General features: G+C 76.5%; 20 protein-coding genes. 5 read left to right on the top strand and 15 right to left on the bottom strand.

The window, feature by feature from the left end:
* Window positions 1-154: 154 nt before the first annotated feature.
* The 6 genes from aztD to rpmB form a co-directional block, all read right to left on the bottom strand.
* Window positions 155-1,600 carry a zinc metallochaperone AztD gene (gene aztD / locus ACPCUX_RS12215; RefSeq protein ID WP_423388852.1) on the bottom strand — a complete coding sequence of 482 codons (1,446 nt, stop codon included), beginning with the start codon at window positions 1,598-1,600 and terminating at the stop codon, window positions 155-157.
* Window positions 1,601-1,661: 61 nt separating this feature from the next.
* Window positions 1,662-1,784: a type B 50S ribosomal protein L36 gene (gene ykgO / locus ACPCUX_RS12210; protein WP_021483271.1), complete on the bottom strand. Its 123-nt coding sequence runs from the start codon at window positions 1,782-1,784 to the stop codon at window positions 1,662-1,664.
* Entirely contained in the window at window positions 1,781-2,080 is a 300-nt protein-coding gene (locus tag ACPCUX_RS12205) for a type B 50S ribosomal protein L31 (protein ID WP_194217122.1), read from the bottom strand. The genes ykgO and ACPCUX_RS12205 overlap by 4 nt, the downstream gene beginning before the upstream one ends.
* A gap of 47 nt (window positions 2,081-2,127) precedes the next feature.
* Complete coding sequence (gene rpsN / locus ACPCUX_RS12200; RefSeq protein WP_171467255.1) at window positions 2,128-2,433, bottom strand: 30S ribosomal protein S14; 306 nt, start codon at window positions 2,431-2,433, stop codon at window positions 2,128-2,130.
* Window positions 2,433-2,600 carry a 50S ribosomal protein L33 gene (gene rpmG, locus ACPCUX_RS12195; protein WP_021483268.1) on the bottom strand — a complete coding sequence of 56 codons (168 nt, stop codon included), beginning with the start codon at window positions 2,598-2,600 and terminating at the stop codon, window positions 2,433-2,435. The genes rpsN and rpmG overlap by 1 nt, the downstream gene beginning before the upstream one ends.
* Window positions 2,600-2,836 carry a 50S ribosomal protein L28 gene (rpmB, locus tag ACPCUX_RS12190; protein WP_021483267.1) on the bottom strand — a complete coding sequence of 79 codons (237 nt, stop codon included), beginning with the start codon at window positions 2,834-2,836 and terminating at the stop codon, window positions 2,600-2,602. Before rpmB ends, rpmG begins: the two co-directional genes overlap by 1 nt.
* 173 nt (window positions 2,837-3,009) lie before the next feature.
* On the opposite strand from rpmB, the gene ACPCUX_RS12185 reads away from it, so the two are divergent.
* Both ACPCUX_RS12185 and ACPCUX_RS12180 read left to right on the top strand, forming a co-directional pair.
* On the top strand, window positions 3,010-4,218 hold the full coding sequence (locus ACPCUX_RS12185) for a CobW family GTP-binding protein (protein ID WP_423388851.1): 1,209 nt from the start codon (window positions 3,010-3,012) through the stop codon (window positions 4,216-4,218).
* 355 nt (window positions 4,219-4,573) lie between these two features.
* On the top strand, window positions 4,574-6,502 hold the full coding sequence (locus tag ACPCUX_RS12180; protein ID WP_423388850.1) for a sigma-70 family RNA polymerase sigma factor: 1,929 nt from the start codon (window positions 4,574-4,576) through the stop codon (window positions 6,500-6,502).
* A gap of 27 nt (window positions 6,503-6,529) precedes the next feature.
* Here the strand turns inward: ACPCUX_RS12180 and ACPCUX_RS12175 are convergent, their stop codons facing one another.
* From ACPCUX_RS12175 to ACPCUX_RS12135, 9 genes are all read right to left on the bottom strand, one after another.
* Window positions 6,530-7,147 carry a YcnI family protein gene (locus ACPCUX_RS12175; protein WP_423388849.1) on the bottom strand — a complete coding sequence of 206 codons (618 nt, stop codon included), beginning with the start codon at window positions 7,145-7,147 and terminating at the stop codon, window positions 6,530-6,532.
* Window positions 7,144-8,856, bottom strand: a complete 1,713-nt coding sequence (locus ACPCUX_RS12170) for a copper resistance protein CopC (RefSeq protein WP_423388848.1) — start codon at window positions 8,854-8,856, stop codon at window positions 7,144-7,146. The genes ACPCUX_RS12175 and ACPCUX_RS12170 overlap by 4 nt, the downstream gene beginning before the upstream one ends.
* 3 nt (window positions 8,857-8,859) lie before the next feature.
* On the bottom strand, window positions 8,860-9,594 hold the full coding sequence (locus tag ACPCUX_RS12165) for a YcnI family protein (RefSeq protein ID WP_423388847.1): 735 nt from the start codon (window positions 9,592-9,594) through the stop codon (window positions 8,860-8,862).
* 181 nt (window positions 9,595-9,775) lie between these two features.
* Window positions 9,776-10,312: a hypothetical protein gene (locus ACPCUX_RS12160; RefSeq protein ID WP_137279932.1), complete on the bottom strand. Its 537-nt coding sequence runs from the start codon at window positions 10,310-10,312 to the stop codon at window positions 9,776-9,778.
* An 88-nt stretch (window positions 10,313-10,400) separates the two neighbouring features.
* On the bottom strand, window positions 10,401-11,108 hold the full coding sequence (locus ACPCUX_RS12155) for a copper resistance CopC family protein (protein ID WP_423388846.1): 708 nt from the start codon (window positions 11,106-11,108) through the stop codon (window positions 10,401-10,403).
* An 89-nt stretch (window positions 11,109-11,197) separates the two neighbouring features.
* The gene (locus ACPCUX_RS12150; RefSeq protein ID WP_076404112.1) at window positions 11,198-11,869 is read right to left on the bottom strand and encodes a hypothetical protein; all 672 of its coding nucleotides are present in this window, start codon (window positions 11,867-11,869) and stop codon (window positions 11,198-11,200) included.
* Between the two features lie 9 nt (window positions 11,870-11,878).
* The gene (locus ACPCUX_RS12145) at window positions 11,879-12,376 is read right to left on the bottom strand and encodes a hypothetical protein (RefSeq protein ID WP_423388845.1); all 498 of its coding nucleotides are present in this window, start codon (window positions 12,374-12,376) and stop codon (window positions 11,879-11,881) included.
* A 118-nt stretch (window positions 12,377-12,494) separates the two neighbouring features.
* Window positions 12,495-13,163 carry a Pr6Pr family membrane protein gene (locus ACPCUX_RS12140; protein WP_423388844.1) on the bottom strand — a complete coding sequence of 223 codons (669 nt, stop codon included), beginning with the start codon at window positions 13,161-13,163 and terminating at the stop codon, window positions 12,495-12,497.
* A 184-nt stretch (window positions 13,164-13,347) separates the two neighbouring features.
* Window positions 13,348-13,551, bottom strand: a complete 204-nt coding sequence (locus ACPCUX_RS12135) for a cold-shock protein (protein WP_034655341.1) — start codon at window positions 13,549-13,551, stop codon at window positions 13,348-13,350.
* Between the two features lie 541 nt (window positions 13,552-14,092).
* On the opposite strand from ACPCUX_RS12135, the gene ACPCUX_RS12130 reads away from it, so the two are divergent.
* From ACPCUX_RS12130 to ACPCUX_RS12120, 3 genes are all read left to right on the top strand, one after another.
* Entirely contained in the window at window positions 14,093-15,367 is a 1,275-nt protein-coding gene (locus ACPCUX_RS12130) for an amidohydrolase (protein WP_423388843.1), read from the top strand.
* A gap of 79 nt (window positions 15,368-15,446) precedes the next feature.
* Window positions 15,447-16,961, top strand: coding sequence for a putative glutamine/gamma-aminobutyrate antiporter GadC (gene gadC / locus ACPCUX_RS12125; RefSeq protein ID WP_423388842.1), 1,515 nt, complete (start codon window positions 15,447-15,449; stop codon window positions 16,959-16,961).
* Window positions 16,962-17,011: 50 nt separating this feature from the next.
* Window positions 17,012-17,434: a hypothetical protein gene (locus ACPCUX_RS12120; protein ID WP_423388841.1), complete on the top strand. Its 423-nt coding sequence runs from the start codon at window positions 17,012-17,014 to the stop codon at window positions 17,432-17,434.

The raw sequence follows: 17,434 nt of genomic DNA, 5'->3' as shown, positions 1-17,434 counted from the left end.
GCGAATCCCTTCTTCGGTTCACGACGCGCGGTGGTCACCACCCGTCGTCACGGTCTCAGTGTGCCAGCCGCGGGGCCGTGCACCGGGGACAACACTAGGGAACACGCGGAGTTTCGCGCGACTTCTCGCGGCTCTCGTCGTCGCGTGTCCTCGCTCAGCCGTCCTCGTGCTCGTGGTCGTGGCCCTCGTGCTCGTCGTGCGCGGGCTCGTCGTGACCGTGCTCGCCGTCCTCGTGGGCGTGCTCGTCGGCCTCGTGGCCCCCCGTGGTGGCCGGCTTGCCGGTGACCCCGTTGAGCTCGTTCGGGACGACGTCGAGCTCCGCGCTCTTCCACACCTCGCCGCCCACGTAGTCGACCGCGTGGATCGCGCGACCGGCCGGGTCCGTGACGTAGGCGATGCCGTCCTGGACGAACAGCGCCGGCCGCGGCTCCTGCCACTCCTCGGGCTCCTCCCACGCGTCGACGACGGGGACGGACCGGACGACCGTGCCCGACTCCGGGTCGATGACGTGCAGCGACCCGTCGGTGCCGAGCACGAGCGCCTCGCCCGCGTCGCCCCGCCCGAGCGAGCGGAACGTGTAGCTCGCGGGGAGGTCGACGAGGCGCAGGCTCGCGTCGCGCGTGTCCACGAGGGAGACGCGCGTGGGCCGCTCGAGGTCCGCGTCGGGGTCGGACTTGTAGTCGCCGAGCACGACGGGCGACACCTCGCTGCCCGCCTGGTTGCCGATGCGCCCGTAGGCGTCCGGGGCGGCGACCTTGGTGATCGCGCCGCCCGCGACGACGAGCACGCCGTCCTCGCAGCCGATGACGACGGCCTCGCCCGCGGCGACGGCCTCCCCGTGGACGCCGGGGCACTGGTCGTTCGCCGCGACCTCGTCGCCCGCGGCGTCGAGGATCCGGACGCCGGTGCGCGCGTCCTCGGTGCCCTCGGAGACGACGAGCGAGCCGTCGGACAGCTCGACCGCGACGCCGTGGTGCGCCGCGGGGGTGGTCAGGGTGCGCGCGTCGTCGATGCCGTGCGGGTCGGCCACCGTGGCCGAGTCGAGCACGGTGATGTCGCCCGTGCCGTCGTCGAACAGCGCGGTGCGGCCGTCGTGCACGACGACGTGGCCCGGCTTCTCGGCCGCGTACGTCACGTCCGTGAGGACCGGGTCGGCCGTGTAGTAGTGGGCGTGGTCGCCGTGCGGCTCGGCCCAGGTGCCGGCGTCGAGCACCTGGAACCCGCCGGACGTCGAGACGAGCAGGTGCCGCCCGTCGCCCGCGGGGTTGAGGCGGTTGAAGCCGTCGAGCTCGAGGTCGTCGACGACCTCGAGCGTCGTCGCGTCGAGGACCTGGACGCCGCCGTCGTAGGTGATCGCGAGGCGGGGGGTGAGCGCCGCGGCCTCGCTCACGTCGGACGTGGCCGACGGCGCGGGCTCGGCCGCGTCGCCCTGCTCGCCCTCGGCGCCCGCGCCCTGCGCGCACGCCGCGACGAGCGTGAGCGGGAGGGCGAGGCCGAGCGCGAGGGCGAGCGGGCGGCGTCGGGCACGGGCGCCGGGAGGGGCCGTCACCCGGGCGGGATCGGCAGCGGCGTCGGTCGGGTCGGGTGCGGTGTGGTGCATGCGTGGTCGGCCGCCCGGACACCCGGGCGGCCGCTCCTCTCCGGTGGTGGTGGTGCGCGGGTCAGCCCTGACGGGCCTTCCAGCGCGGGTTGGCCTTGTTGAGGACGAAGGTCTTGCCGTGCCGGCGCACGACCTTCGCCCCGGGCTTGTCCTTGAGCGAGCGGAGCGAGGCGCGGACCTTCATCGGGCGCTCCCGCCCTGCGCGCCGCCGCGGGCGCCGTAGCGCTGGCGGAACTTCTCGACGCGCCCGGCCGTGTCCACGACGCGCTGCGTGCCCGTGTAGAACGGGTGGCTCGCGCTCGAGATCTCGACGTCGACGACGGGGTAGGTGTTCCCGTCCGTCCAGGTCACGGTCTCGCGCGGGACGCCCGGGCCCTGCGGGTGGTCGCCCGCGAGGGTCGAGCGGGTCAGGAACGAGAAGTCGGCGGACTTGTCGCGGTAGACGACGGGCCCGTAGACGGGGTGGATGTCCTTCTTCATGGTGGTCTCCTTGCTGAGCCGGGGCCGGCCGCCGCTCGGGGCGGCGGTCACCAGCTCGACTTCGTGACTCCGGGCAGCTCGCCGCGGTGCGCCTGCTGGCGCAGGCGGACGCGCGAGAGTCCGAACTTCCTCAGGTAGCCGCGCGGGCGGCCGTCGACGACGTCGCGGTTCCGCGTGCGCGTGGCGCTCGCGTCGCGGGGCTGGCGCTGGAGCTCGCGCACCGCGTCCGCCTTCTCCTCGGGCGAGGACGACGGCGACGCGACGACGCGCTTCAGCTCGGCGCGACGCTCGGCGTAGCGGGCGACGACGGCCGCCCGCTGCTCGTTGCGCGCGATCTTCGACCGCTTCGCCATCAGCGCTCCTCGCGGAAGTCGACGTGGCGGCGGACGACGGGGTCGAACTTGCGCAGGACCATCCGGTCGGGGTCGTTGCGGCGGTTCTTGCGGGTCACGTAGGTGAACCCGGTGCCCGCGGTGGACCGGAGCTTGATCACGGGACGGAGGTCGGTGCGGGTAGCCATCAGAGCTTCTCCCCTCGGGCGAGGATCCGCGCCACGACGGCGTCGATCCCCTGGCGGTCGATGGTCTTGATGCCCCGGGCGCTGACGCGCAGGGTCACGTGGCGACCCAGCGACGGCACCCAGTAGCGCTTCTTCTGGATGTTCGGGTCGAAGCGACGCTTGGTCCGCACGTGGGAGTGCGAGATCGCGTGGCCGAACCCGGGAGCGGTGCCGAGCACCTGGCAGACGGCGGACATGGCGGTTCCTCTCGGGGTCGGTCGGGGCGACGGGGACGACACTAGATAGTGAGAATCATTCCCGTCAAGACGCTATGCTGACCCGCTGTCGAGAACAGTTCTCAGGAGCAGGTTGTTCCCGAGCCGGCCGCCGAGCCTCCCGGGACGCCCCAGACCACGGATCGGAGCGCTTCATGCCCTTCTCGTCGCACCCCTCGCCGGACCCCTCGCCGGACCCCTCGCCCGACGACACCCGCGTCGCCCTCAGCGTCCTCGCGACCATCGATCCCGTGCTGCGCGACAGCGCGGTATTCGGGCTCGTCGTCGGGGCTCCGCGCGTCGTCGCGCTCCGCCACGACATCCGCGCCGCCGAGGGCGCGCTGCGCCGGGTCGTCGTCGACGCGAGCGGCGTCGTCGAGGACGAGGTCGTGCCGCTCGAGCACGCGTGCCTGTCGTGCGCGGTCCGGGAGGACGCCGTCCCGACGCTGCGGCGGCTCGCGGACGACGGGCGCTGGGACCACGTCGTGCTCGCGCTCCCCGTGGCGGCCGAGTCGCTGCCCGTCGTGCGCGCGCTCGCCGCGCAGACCACCCCCGGCGGCGAGCTCGAGCGGCTGCGCCTCGCGACCGTGCTCGCCGTCGCCGACGTCGACACGCTCGAGCACGACCTGCTCGACGACGACCTCGTCGCCGAGCGCGGCGTCGGGCTCACGGAGGACGACCAGCGGGCCGTCGGGGAGGTGCTCGCCGCGCAGCTCGAGCACGCCGACCTCGTCGTGACGACCGGGGACCCCGTCGCCGCCGTGACCGGGGCGGGGCTCGTCGACCGGCTGCGCGGCGTCGGGACGCACCGGGTCGACGGGCTCCACGCGCTCGCCGCCGCCGACCTCGCAGGACGCACGCACGACCCGGTGGCCGGCGAGCGCCGGGCGCACCCGCTCGGCGTGCGGGGTCCGCTCCCCCGGCACGCGCGCCGCGCGGGCGACCGGAGCTGGACGGTCGAGCTGCGCTCGGCCCGCCCCTTCGACCCCGAGCGGCTGCTGCGTCGCATCGAGGACCTGGGCACCGGGCGGGTCCGGTCGCGCGGGGTGTTCCACGTCGCGAACCGCCCGGACTCGCTGTGCGCGTGGGACGGCGCGGGCGGCCAGCTGTGCATCGGCACGCTCGGCACGTGGGACGACGCGACCACCGCCGAGGGGCGGCCCGTCGAGCCGCACACGCGCGTGGTGGTCGTCGGCGCGACGCCGCCGGACGGCGAGCCGGGCGACGACGTGCGCGAGCGGGTCCTCGACGCGTTCCGCGACGTGCTCGCGACGCCGGACGAGCTGGCCGACGGCGGGCTGCGCTGGCTGGGGCGCACCGACGTCCTCGCGCCCTGGCTCGGCGCGCGCACGGACGCCGTCTGAGATCGGGGGCGCTGCCACCGGGACGCGAGGGCACGTGCCGGCAGGACGGAACCTCCCGGAGACGGGAGAACCGGTGGCGATCCGCCGCGAGAGCTCCCCCCAGCGAAGCTCTCGTCGCGGACCGCCACCGGTCCAGGTGTGTCGCCACGTGACCCGTCGTGGCGACGTCCCCCACCAGTGCAAGAGCACCGGGGCGCCCGTTCGTGACGCGCGTTGCCAGTGATGTGGATCACAGTACGACGCGGGCTGCTCGACCGCGCGCGCACGTCACACCCCGACCCGCGTCATGATCGCGGCCCGAGAGCGTCTTCCTCCCTGAGGGCCGCAGGACGGAGGCGGCCGGGACGGGAGCGGCGTGCACACGCAGGACCTGACGGAGCTCGGCGACGAGCAGCTCGCCGACGCGGTGCGCGCGGGCCGCGCGGAGGCGTTCGCCGTGCTCTGGGAGCGGCACGCGGACGCCGGACGCGCGGCGGCCCGCCGCCTCACGGCGACGTACGACCCGGACGACCTCGTCCAGGAGGCGTACCTGCGCGTGCTCGGCGCGCTGCAGTCCGGCCACGGGCCGACCGGCCCGTTCCGGCCCTACCTCTACACGACGCTGCGCAGCGTCGCGGCGAGCTGGGCCCGCACGCCGGACCCGACGCCTGTCGAGGACGTGCCCGAGGTCGTCGACCCGCGCGACCTGTCGACCGAGGTCCTCGAGCGCTCGGTGACGGTCCGCGCGTTCCGCCGCCTGCCGGAGCGGTGGCAGGCCGTGCTCTGGTACACCGAGGTCGAGGGGATGGAGCCGCGCGAGGCGGCGCCGCTGCTCGGGCTCTCGGCGGGCGCGACCGCCGCGCTCTCCTACCGCGCCCGCGAGGGCCTGCGCCGCGAGTGGCTCCAGGCCCACGTGAGCAGCGACGCGGTGGCCCCCGAGTGCCGCTGGACGGTCGAGCGCCTGGGCGACCGCGCGCGCGGGTCGCTGTCGCGCGCCGCGCAGGACCGCGTCGAGGAGCACCTCACCGGGTGCCTGTCGTGCTCGATCCTCGCGGAGGAGGTCGACGACGTCGCCTCGCGCCTGCGCATCGTCCTCCTGCCGCTCGTCCTCGGCGTCCCGGCCGCGGTCGACGCCGCGACGGGCGCGCTCGCGGCGACGACCGCCGTGCCGGCCACGACGACGAGCCCGGCTCCCGGCGCGACGACGGGCCCGGCGACCGGCACGACCGCGAGCGGGGCTGCCGGGACGGCGTCCGGCACCGGGGCCGGAGCCGCCGCGGGGGCCGCGGTCCCCGGCGTCCTGGTCGGCGCGCTCGCGGCGGTGGTCGTGGCGGCCGTCGTCGGCGTGCTGGCCGTGGCGCGGCCGTGGTCCGCTGCCGACCCGCCCGCCGCCGCGGCCGGGCAGCAGTCGTCCGCTCCCGGTCTCGCCGCGCCGCTCCCCGTCCTTCCGGACGGCGACCCCGCGGAGAACGGCGCGGACGACGTGCCGGTCGCGACCGAGCCGGACGCCCCCGCCGGGGCGGGCGACCGCCCCGAGCCGCCCGCCGCGGGCCTCGACGCCCCGCCCGCCTCCCGTCCGGACGGGCAGGACGCGCCCGGAGCCGGCGAGACCGCGCCCGAGCCGGCCCCGCCGTCGGTCGAGCCGGCCGCGCCGGCCCCGCCGGAGCCCGAGCAGCCCGGTCCGGAGCAACCCGCGCCCGAAGAGCCCGGGCCCGAGGAACCGGCGCCTCCGGCACCCGTCGTCGACGAGGCGCCCCCGGCCGGGACGCTCACCGTCTACCCCGCCCTGCGCGGCACCGGGGAGCCCGGGGCGCGCGTGCGGGCGCTCGACGCGACGGGAACGGTCGTCGGCACGACGACCGCCGCCGACGACGGCCGCTGGGCGCTCGTCCCGACCGGGCTCGGTGCCACCGGGGAGCACGTGCTCGACGTCGTCCAGGAGGTCGACGGCGTCGTCTCCGCGGCCGCCGCGCCGCTCGGCCCCTACGTGTTCGACCTCCCGCGCGTGCTGTCGCCGGGCCCCGGCGAGACGGTCCTCGGCGCGCGCGAGACCGCGCCGTGGGAGGACCCGCGCTTCTCCGTCCTCGTGACCTTCGCGGGTACCGCGGGCTTGGTCGTCGAGGCGTTCGTCGACGGACGCTCGACCGGCAACCTCCACGAGCTCGACGACGAGCCCGCGGTGCGCCAGGTGCGCAGCCTCGCCCCCGGACCGCACACGTTCGGGATCCGGTTCGTCGAGCCCGCGTCGGACGCCGCCGGGTTCGGGCCGACCGTGAGTGTCGGCTTCACCGTCGCGAGCCCCTGAGCGCGGGACCCGCGACGGCTGCGGGCGTCACCCCCGCACGCGCCGGCGGGACCACGCCCCGCCCGCGACGCCGACGACGCCCGCCCCGAGCACGACCGCCCCGACGAGCGGGCCGGTCGGCGTCGGGGCAGCGCCCGCCGCGACGGGCGCGGGGGCGAGCGACGCCGCCGTCGCGACGAACGTGGGTGCCGGGCGGGCGCCCGCCGGGTCGGTGTCCGTCCACGCGTACGACGCCCCGGACGGACACTCCTGCACCGCCGGGAAGACGAACGCCTGCCCAGGCTCGCCCGTCACGCGGACGTCGAGCGTGAAGGCCGCGCGCTCGCCGTCGGGCACGGGCTCGCCGGCCCACGCGACGGCGTCGTCCGTCACCTCGGCGGTCCAGCCGGCCGGCTGGCCCGCGTCCAGCGCCTCGACGCCCGCGGGCAGGGTGACGCGCAGGGCGTCGGTGGGCTCGCCGTCGCACCCGTGGTCGAACGTGAACGTGAGCCGCGACGTGCCGTCGCCGCGCGGCTCGACCGTCTCGATGAGCACGTGCGCGGCCGCGGGTGCGACCGTGAGCAGGGCGAACGCCCCGGCGGCGGCCAGGGCGACGAGGGCGCGCGCACCGCGGTGCGGCCCGGGCGGCCGTCGGTCGGGGGTCATGAGGTCACCTCCACGGGGATGCGGACGATCGGGTTCTCGTACTTGGACGTCCGCACGCTCACCTCGAGCGTCCAGGAGCCGGGCATCGGCAGGTCGAGCGTCGCCTCGTACGCGCCTGGCCCGGTGCGCGTGAGCGGGCGCGAGAACGGGCCGAGCGCCGGGTCGGCGAGCGTCGTCGCCAGCTCGGGCACCGCGACGGGCTCGAACGGCGCTCCGTCGGCGTCGAGCAGCTCGATCTCGAGCGCGTTGACGCCCACGCGCCCCGGCGTGACGCGCGCGCGGAGCGTGCCGTCCCCGAGCTCCTCGACCACCTCGACGCCGGAGGTCGCGGCGTCCTGCGCGGACGGTGTCGGCGGGACGACCGGGCTGCGCGAGACGAGCACGCCCGTCGCGGCGAGCACGAGCACGAGCAGCGCGGCCTCGACCGCGACGGTCCGGCCGAGCCGACGGCGCGCCGTCGTCGCGGTCGTGCCGCCCGCCGCAGCGGCACCTCCCGGCCCGGCGACCTCGGGGACGAGCCGGTACCGGTTCCACGCCGCGATGCCGACGAGCACCAGCGCGACGCCGACCTTGACGAGCAGCGTCCGGCCGTACGTCGTCGAGACGAGCGCGTCGAGAGTCCCGAGGATGCGCCACCCGAGGACGGTCCCGGTGACCGCGAGCGCGAGGACGACCCACGCGCCGAGCGCGGAGAACCGCGCCACGGTCACGCCCGCGCGGCGGGCGTCCACGTGGGCGGACGGCGCGAGCACGAGCCCGAGCCCGACGACGCCGCCGAGCCACACCGCCCCGGCCGCGACGTGCAGCGCGTCCGCCGTGACGACGAGCCACGGCGGCCCGAAGGTCCGCGTGTGGCCCACGAGCACCAGCGATCCCAGCGCGAGCGCGGCGGCGCCGAGCACCGTGCCTGCGGGCCACGCGGCCCGGGTCTCGCGCGCGGCCCGGGGCGCGAGCAGCGTCGCGACGACGAGCCCCGCGAGCCCGAGCCCGCCCGCCACGGTGGTGTCGGAGGCGAGGCCCGCAGCCCACGTCGCCGGGTCCGCGAGCGCGCCCAGCCCGCCGCCCGCCTGCCAGGCGGGCGTGAGCGGGACCGCGAGCACGGTCCCGAGGACCGCGACGCCGAGCGCCCCGCGCCGGACGCGCTGGAGCCGCCGCCGCAGCACGGGGGCCGCGCCGGGCGAGACGTGCAGCACGAGGAGCTCGAACACGACGAGCCCCGCGACGAGGAACGTCCCGGCGTAGACGGCGGCCTGGTCGAGCGCCCGGACGGCGACGAGCGCCGCCGTCGGCTCGGCCACACGCGCCTCGACCGCGGTCGTGCTCGGCGCGCCGACGGAGAACGTGAACGCCCCCGCCACGGGGTGCGTGTCGAGCGACACGACGCGCCAGCTGACGACGTAGGTGCCGTCGCCGAGGGCCGTGCCGGGCGTGACGACGAGCGCGTCGTCGACCGCGGCGACGTCCACGTCGACGGGGGTGCCGTCGGCCGCGAGGACCGTCGTGCCGCCGGGGACGACCTGGACGGGCTCGTTGAAGGTGAGGGTCAGCGCGTCGGGCGGCGCGTCGAGGACGGTGCCGTCCTGCGGGTCGGTGCCCACGAGGACGGCGTGGGCCGCGGCCGGGCCGCTCGCGAGGATCGCGAGCAGGACCGCGGCCGCGGCACCGACGACGACGGCCACCGCCCGGCGCGGCGCCAGGGGGCGGCCCACGGGTCAGGCCCGCGGGCGCGAGCGCACGAACCCGAGCAGCCCGAGCACGAGGCCCGCCGCCGCGAGGACGAGCGCCGTCCACGTGACCGCGGGGGCCGGTCCGCTCGACGTGCTCGCGGCGGCCTCCGTCGTCTCGCCGTCCGCGGCGGCCGGCTCGGCGGTCGCGTCCGCCGCGGCGTCCTGGGTGCCGTGCGCGTCGCCGCCGGACGCGGCCGTCAGCTCGAACAGCGGGGCGGGCAGGTCGAGCTCCTCGCCGTCCTCGCCGTCGGCCGGGACCTGCACCCAGGCGCTCTCGCCCTCGGCGCACTCCTGGACGGTCGGGAAGACGAGCGTCTCGCCCGCCGCGTCGGGCAGCTTGAGCGACAGCACGAACGCGTCGCGGTAGCCGTCGGGCAGCGGCGCCTTCGCGGTGTACACGACCTCCGCGACGCGCTCGGTGTACTGGCCGCCGTGCCCGTCGTCGACGGGCTCGGCGAGGTCCTCCATGACCTTCTCGACGTCCCAGCCGGGGTTGACCGTGGGGGTCACGGTGACGACCTGCTCAGGGACCTGGACGGAGACCTTCGTCGTCGGAGAGTCGCCGCAGCCGTGCGGGACGCCGAACGTCAGGAGGGCGTAGGAGCCCGCCTCGGTCGTGTCGGGCGTGACGGTGACGTGGGCGGACGCGGCGGCCGCGCCGGTCACGACGAGCCCGGTGGTCAGTGCGGCGGCGCCGACGGCGCGCAGGGTCTTTCGCATGGTAGTGCCTTTCGGGGAGAGGTGCGGGGAGAGGGGACGCTGCTCCGGCGGGCACGACGGCGCGCCGCGCCACGGGTCGGCGGAGCCGGCCGGCGGCGGGTGAGCGGTCGCGCGGGCGCGCGGGAGCGGGACGCCGCGGACGTCGTCGGGCGACGGCGTCCGCGGAGGCGTCCGGGAGAGGTCAGGCGGGAAGGGGCGGCCCGCGCCCGGGCGCGGCGCCGCGCACGAGCAGGTCGCGCACCGTCGGCAGCGCGCCGACGGCGGGAGGGGCCGCGAGGACGACGACGGGCCGCGGGCGGCCGGGCACCCGGCGTCCTGCGAGCCACGTCCAGAGGCGCCACAGCACGGCGTCGCCGTACCGCAGCACGAGCGCGACGGCGAGCGTCGCGACGGCGTGCGCTCCGAGCATCGCGAGCGGCGAGGAGGAGTGCGCGTGCGCGGCGGCGTCGGCCGGGGACAGCGCGGCGCAGCGGTCGAAGACGACGTGCAGCACGAGCTGGCCCGCGCCGAGCAGGCCGAGCAGCCGCGGCAGCCCGACCTCGCGCCGGGTGAGGGGTCGCACGGCCACGGCGGTGAGGACCGCGAGGACCCCGAGCGGGACCGCCCCGGGGTCGGTGCCCCCGGCGAGGCCGTGCGCGACGACGGACAGCCCGACGACCGCGGCGGCGAGCAGCAGCACCCGCACGCCGCGGAGCACCCCTGCTCCGGGCGACGTCACGGACGCACCCTAGCGGGAGAAGGGGCTCCGGCGGCAGGGGCCGGCGCCGCCCTCTCCGCGCGGGAGAGGGCGGCGTGCGCCGGCACGGTCAGCCCTGCGGGTCGTGCGGGGCGCCGTCGTCGGTGCCGGCGTCCGGGCCGGGGCCCCGACGGCGCAGCACGACCACGACGACGACCGCCGCGGCGACGACGAGCGCGCCGAGCCCCACGAGCACCGGCAGCAGCGACGAGGTGCCGTCGTCCGCGGTCTCGGCGGCGTCGGTCGTCGTGGTCGCGGAAGGCTCGGTCGTGGTGCCGGTCGTCGGCTCCTCGGTCGCGGTCTCCTCCGGTGTCGCCGTGCCCGTCGCGGGGTCGTCCGTCGCGGGCGCCTCCGGCTGGGCCGCGACGGCGAACGCGAACGTGCCCTCGATCGGGTGCCCGTCGGACGAGACGACGCGCCACGCGACGGTGTACGTGTCGCCGCCGAGCGCGACGGCCGGGTCGAGCGCGAAGGTCGCGGTGCTGCCGTCGATCGTCGGCGCACCCTGCGTGACGACCGTGCCGGCCGAGTCGGAGACGACGACCTGCGGCTCGACGGGGAGCGGCTCGGTGTTGAACGTCAGCGTGATCGCCGCGGGCGGGGCCTCGAGCTGCGCGCCGTCGGCCGGGTCGGAGGTGAGGAGCCGGTCGTGCGCGGACGCCGGGCCGGCCGTGAGCGTCGTGACGGTCGCGGTGAGGCCGAGCGTCAGGGCCGCGGCGGCGAGGAGGGCGAGCAGGGTGGGCAGGGCCGACAGCGGTCGGCGCAGGGAGAGGGTCATGAGGTTCTTCCGTCCGAGGCGCGGCCGGTGGCCGCACGGTGGTGCCCCGGGGCCCGGCCGTCGCCGGGTCGGCCTCGTCGGGGGCCGCGTCAGGACGCGGCGAGGGGGCGCAGCAGTGCTCCCGACGGACCGTGCGCCCGCGGCGGTCCGCGCGTCGGCGCCCGGAGCGACCGCCACACGCCGACGACGCGCACCAGGCGCGCGGGGACGACGCCGCGGCGGCCGAGGACCGCCGCACGGGCCGGGAGCGGGAGCGCGGCGCGCGGGGTCACCCAGGTGAGGAACCGCTCGAGCGCGCGCTCGCCGTGCGCCAGCACGAGGGCGAGCACGACCGTCGCGGCGGCGTGGGCGGCGACCATCCACGCGCCCGACGCCGCGAGGTGCTCCGGGTGCAGCGGGGACGCCGCGCCGTCGGCCGACGGCACCGCGCACACGACCGCGCCCGACGACGCCGCGAGGTGCGCAGCGTGCCCGGCTCCCCCGCCGACGGCGTGGCACGACCCCGGGGTCAGGACGGTGAGCGCCTGGTGGAGCGCGAGCTGCGCGCCCCCGAGGAGCACGACGAGCCGGGCGGGCGTGAAGCGCAGGCGGGCGGCCGCCGTCGTGCCGGCGAGGGTGAACGCGGCGAGCGCCGCGAGGACCAGCGGGTCCGGGAGAGCGCCCCCGGCGACGCGGTGCGCGAGCGCCGTCAGCGCGAGCACGAGGGTCGCCACGAGCGCGGCGCGGGCGACGCGCAGCGGACCGACGACCGGGGAGGGCACGAGGACACCCTAGCGGGGCCGTCGCCACGGGCGCCCGAGCCGACGGCGGACCGCCGCGCGGGTGGACTCCGGGAACGACCGCCACACGGGCCACGCGAACGCCACGGTCCACGCTCCCGCACCGCCGAGGAGGACCGCCCCCGTCTCGACGTCGTCACCGGTCGCGGCGTGCTCGACGTCCGGGACCGCCATGACCGTGCCCGCGTCCTGCGGGTCCCGCAGGACGTCGAACGTCCCCGCGTACGGAGCCGGTGCCGGGTGCCACCCCGTCTCGCCGATCTCCTCGCCGTCGGCCCACGCCCCGACGAGGTACACCTCGGCGGGCCCGTGCGGCAGCTCGACGAGGGCGCGCACCGCGTCCACGTCCAGGGTGCTGCCGCGACCGACGGCGATCACGTGCACCTCCGCCCCGCTCGCCGTCGTGAGGACGCCGGCCTCGGCGAGCCTCTCGGCGACCCGCTGGTCGCCGCGGTCCGCGATGACGATCCCGGCGAGCACACCCGTCATGACCAGCCCGACGACGAACGCACCACGGCTCCAGCCCCACCGTGCGCGGCGACGACCACCACCCCACCGGTCGGACGGACGACGCCTCACCCGCCGGCCCGTGCGGCGCGCGGCGCGGTCACGGGCGCTCGCCCGACGCGACGACGTGCATGCTGCGCCCGGCGCGCTCCGGGTACCGGCCGATCGCGGGGCCGGTGGGCAGGAGCCGGTCGAGGCCGACGATCACGAGCCCGAGCACGAGGAAGCCCGCCCCGTAGAGCACGACGTTGACGAGCAGCCCGGTCCAGCCGAGCGCGTCGAGGTCGACGAACCCGTACGGGTACTCGCTGCCCGGGCTGACGAACCCGCGGATCGTCGTGAACGCGAAGTACGCGAGCGGGTACAGGAGCCAGCGCGCGGCGTCGAGGCCGCGCAGGCGCCGGTGCGCGTCGAGCAGGAGGAAGTCGGCGACCACGGCGAGCGGGAGCACCTCGTGCTCGATCTGGCCGTCGGTGAGCCCGAGGAAGACGGCGGGCGCGCCCGGGTCCTCGGGCGCGAGCACGAGCAACGACACGAGGCCCGTGATCGCGGCGAACAGCGTCACGCCGCCCTTCAGCCATCCCGGCGGCTGCCGGCGGCGCAGGAGGGACGCGACGCCCGCCCAGGCGAAGACGACCGCGATGAGGAAGCCCGTCTGGTTCGTGAAGTAGACGAGGCCCTCGATGTCCCCGTCGCGCCAGATCGCGCGCGTCCCGACGAGGGCGAGGACGACGAGGAACAGCCGGAACAGTCCGACGACGACGTGCATGCGGGCTCCTTCGCGCGCGGTGTGGCTCCGGTCGAGAGCCTAGTCCCCGCGGCCGGGGCACGACCGCCGTCGGGCACCGTCGCGCGCGCCGGGGTCCGGGCACGCCGAAGGGCCGCGCACGAGGCGCGGCCCTCCGGTGGAGATCGTCACCCGCGCCGGCGCGAGGCGCCGGGCGGGAGCGGGATCAGAGTGCCTGGATGTTCGTCGCCTGCGGGCCCTTGGGGCCCTGCGTGACGTCGAAGGAGACGCTCTGGTTCTCCTCGAGCGAGCGGTAGCCGCTCGACTGGATCTCGCTGTAGTGGGCGAACACGTCCGCGGTGCCGTCGGAGGGGGCGATGAAGCCGAAGCCCTTCTCCGCGTTGAACCACTTCACGGTGCCTGTAGCCATGGTGTCTTCCTTCGTCGAGACGACCGGCCCGCGTGCGCGGGTCCGGGTGCCGCGCCCCGCAGGGCGTCGGCGGTTCGGGGTGTGGTCGCGGCGGGAGCCCGCCGGGCGACCGGGCGGGGCGCTCAGATGGCGCCGCGCGTGCTCCAGGGCGGCGACGACGGTCACGGGCCGCGTGAAGCGGTCGTGGACGTGGAAGCCGTCCGGGCGTCGGGTGACCATCCCGGCGTACTCGCCGTCGGCCGTCGCGACCCATAGGTCGTCGTCGGCGCGGCGCAGCACGAGGTCTGGTCCGGGCGTGCCCGCGGCCGCAGGAGCGGTCGCCGGGCGATCGAGGATGGTGGAAGAAGTGATGTGTTTCTCTGCTCTCGCTCCGCGCTCGTGGGCGGAGATCGTCGTCGGCAGCGTCTGCTGCCCGGCGCCACGGTCGTGCTTCGATGCCGAGGACCGAAGATCGTCGCGAGACCCTGCTCGCGACCTGGGCGCAGCCTCCACGCTACACGACGGCGTGAGACGAGGGGTCGCCCCGGGCGATGATGGGGGCATGACGACCTCCTCCACCCCCGCCCGCACCGCCCCTCGCACCGCGCGCCGCAGCGTCGCCGTCGTGAACGGCTACGTCGTGCCCGTCGCGTCCGACCCGATCGAGAACGGGACCGTCCTCGTCGAGGACGGGGTCATCACCGCGGTCGGCGCGGACGTCGTCGTGCCCGACGGCGTCCCGACCCTCGACGCGCGCGGCCGCTGGGTGCTGCCCGGCTTCGTCGAGGCGCACGCCCACATGGGCGTCATGGAGGAGGCCGAGGGCTGGGCCGGCAACGACACGAACGAGATGACCGACCCGAACGGCGCGGCGCTGCGCGCGATCGACGCGATCAACGTCGAGGACGAGGGCTTCCGCGACGCGTTGGTCGGCGGCGTGACGAGCGCCGTCGTGAAGCCGGGCTCGGGCAACCCCATCGGCGGGCAGACCGTCGCGATCAAGACGTGGGGCGGTCGCACCGTCGACGAGCAGGTGATCCGCGAGGCGGTCTCCGTGAAGTCGGCGCTCGGCGAGAACCCCAAGCGCGTGTACGGGGACCAGAAGAAGACGCCCTCGACGCGCCTCGGCGTCGCGAAGGTCATCCGTGCCGCGTTCGTCGACGCGCAGAACTACGCCGCGCGGCGCGACGCGGCCGAGGCGAAGGGCGAGCCGTTCGACCGCGACCTCGCGAAGGAGACCCTCGCGCGCGTCCTCGCGGGCGAGCTGTACTGGGACCAGCACACGCACCGCGCCGACGACATCGCGACCGCGCTGCGCCTCGCGGACGAGTTCGGCTACCGGCTCGTCGTCAACCACGGCACCGACGGCGCGGCCGTCGCGGACGTCCTCGCCGAGCGCGACGTGCCGGTGATCTTCGGCCCGCTGTTCACCTCGCGCTCGAAGATCGAGCTGCGCAACCGCGACATCGCGAACCTCGGGGCGCTCGCCCGCGCGGGCGTGCGCGTCGCGATCACGACCGACCACCCCGTCGTGCCGATCAACTTCCTCGTGCACCAGGCGTCGCTCGCGGTCAAGGAGGGCCTCGACCGGGACACCGCGCTGCGCGCCCTCACGGTGAACCCCGCGGCCTTCCTCGGTCTCGACGACCGCGTCGGAGCGCTCGCGCCGGGCCTCGACGGGGACGTCGTCGTGTGGTCGGGCGACCCGCTCGACGTGACGTCGCGCACGGAGCACGTGCTGATCACCGGCACCGAGGTCTACACGTGGGACGCGACGGCGGCCGACGGGCGCGGCGCGGGCCGCGTCGTCGAGCGCGGCGAGCGCTTCCGGGCCTGACACCGGCCCCGCTCGCCGGTCGCGCGCGGCGTCGCTAGCGTTCCCCCCGAGGGCCGTCGCGCCCGCCGAGGGGGACGCCATGGCCCGGACCGCCACCTCGCAGCACCCCGCCCGGCCCGCCGCGGCGACCATCACGGCCACGTCGCTGGTCATGCTCAACGTCGCCGCGGTGGTCAGCCTGCGCGGTCTGCCCGCCGAGGCGGAGTACGGGCTCTCGTCCGCGTTCTACTACCTGCTCGCCGCCGTCTGCTTCCTCGCACCCGTCGCCGTCGTCGCGGCCGAGCTCGCGTCCACGTGGCCCGAGGAGGGCGGCATGTTCCGCTGGGTCGGCGAGGCGTTCGGGAGCAGGTGGGGCTTCCTCGCGATCGCGATGGTGTTCGTCGAGGGCTGCATCTGGTTCCCGACCGTCCTCACGTTCGCCGCCGTCACCCTGGCCTACACGGGACCAGAGGCGCGGTTCGACGAACGGGTCGCCGACGACCGGCTCTTCGTCCTCGCGATCGTGCTCGTCGTGTTCTGGGCCGCGACGCTCATCGCCCTGCGCGGCGCGTCCGCGTTCGCCCGCACCGCGCGCTGGGGCGGGATCGTCGGGACGCTCGTCCCCGCCGCGCTGCTCGTGGGGCTCGGCGCCGCCTACCTCCTCGGCGGCGAGCCGTCCCGGACCACGCTCTCCTGGGGCGCGTTCGTCCCGGACCTCACGCGTCTCGACAACATCGTGCTCGCCGCCGGGATCTTCCTCTTCTACGCGGGCATCGAGGTCAACGCGGTCCACGTGCGCTCGATCCGGCGGCCGGAGCGCACCTACCCGCTCGCGATCCTCGTCGCCGCGCTCGTGGCCGTCGTCGTGCTGACCCTCGGCACGCTGACGATCGCGGTCGTCGTGCCGCAGCAGGACATCAGCCTCACGACGAGCCTGCTCCAGGCGTTCGACCACCTGCTCGCCTGGGCGGGGATCGGCTGGGCCGGGCCGGTCGTCGCGGCGATGCTCGCCGTCGGCGTCCTCGCCGGCGTCACGACGTGGGTCGCCGGTCCCGCCACGGGCCTGCACGCCGTCGCGCGAGCGGGGTTCCTCCCGCGGTGGTTCCACCGGACGAACGACCGCGGCATGGCGACGAACATCCTCCTCGTCCAGGCGCTGGTCGTGACCGTGCTGTCGGTGCTGTTCGTCGTCATGCCCTCCGTGCAGTCCGCGTACCAGCTCCTCAGCCAGCTCACGGTGATCCTCTACCTCGTCGCCTACCTCCTGATGTTCGCCGCGGTCGTCGTGCTGCGCCGCACGCAGCCCGACCGGCCGCGCCCCTACCGGGTGCCGGGGGGCCGCGTCGGGGTCTGGGCGGTCGGCGGGCTCGGGTTCGTCGCGTCGCTGCTCGCGCTCGTCACGAGCTTCGCCCCGCCCGGCCAGGTCGCGGTCGGCAGCCCGACGACGTACGTCGTGCTGCTCGTCGCGCTCGCCCTCGTCTTCGTGGCCCTCCCGCTGCTCCTGTACCGCGCCCGCACACCGGCCTGGCGGGACGACTCGTCGACGTTCGCGCCCTTCACCTGGCAGTCCGCGGACGCCGCACCCGACCGGGGCGGTCCCGGCCCGCCGGGGTGACGGGCGAGGTTCCCGTGGCGCGAACCCGCGCGGCGGCGGACCATCGGAACATGCCTACCCGACCCGCTCCCCGCCCTCGCAGCGCCGCGACCGGCCCGGTCGTCGGTCTCGTCGTCCTCGTCGGGGCGCTCGCCGCCTGCTCCGGCCCCGGCCCGGGCGACAAGGACGTCGAGTACGACTCGCTCGACGCGCTCCACCACGCCGCCACGTCCGCCGGCCTCACGTGCCTGTCGTTCACGACCGAGAGCACGGACAGCGAGGACGTCGAGCTGGGCGCGTGCGACGACACGACGCTCCTCGCCGTGTTCGCCGACGGGATCGCCGAGGACGAGTTCCTCGCGCTCCTGCCGCGTCAGCCCACCGAGGAGGGCGAGGCCGCGCTCGCCGGGCCGAACTGGATCGTGCTCGGCGACACCGGCGACCTGCTCGAGACCCAGGCGGGCATCGGCGGGCAGTTCCTCACCGACGAGTGA

Origin of the sequence: Cellulosimicrobium sp. AB352 (assembly GCF_049538415.1) — a bacterium.
Taxonomy (GTDB): Bacteria; Actinomycetota; Actinomycetes; order Actinomycetales; family Cellulomonadaceae; genus Cellulosimicrobium; species Cellulosimicrobium funkei.
This window is presented reverse-complemented; position numbering and strand designations above follow the sequence as displayed.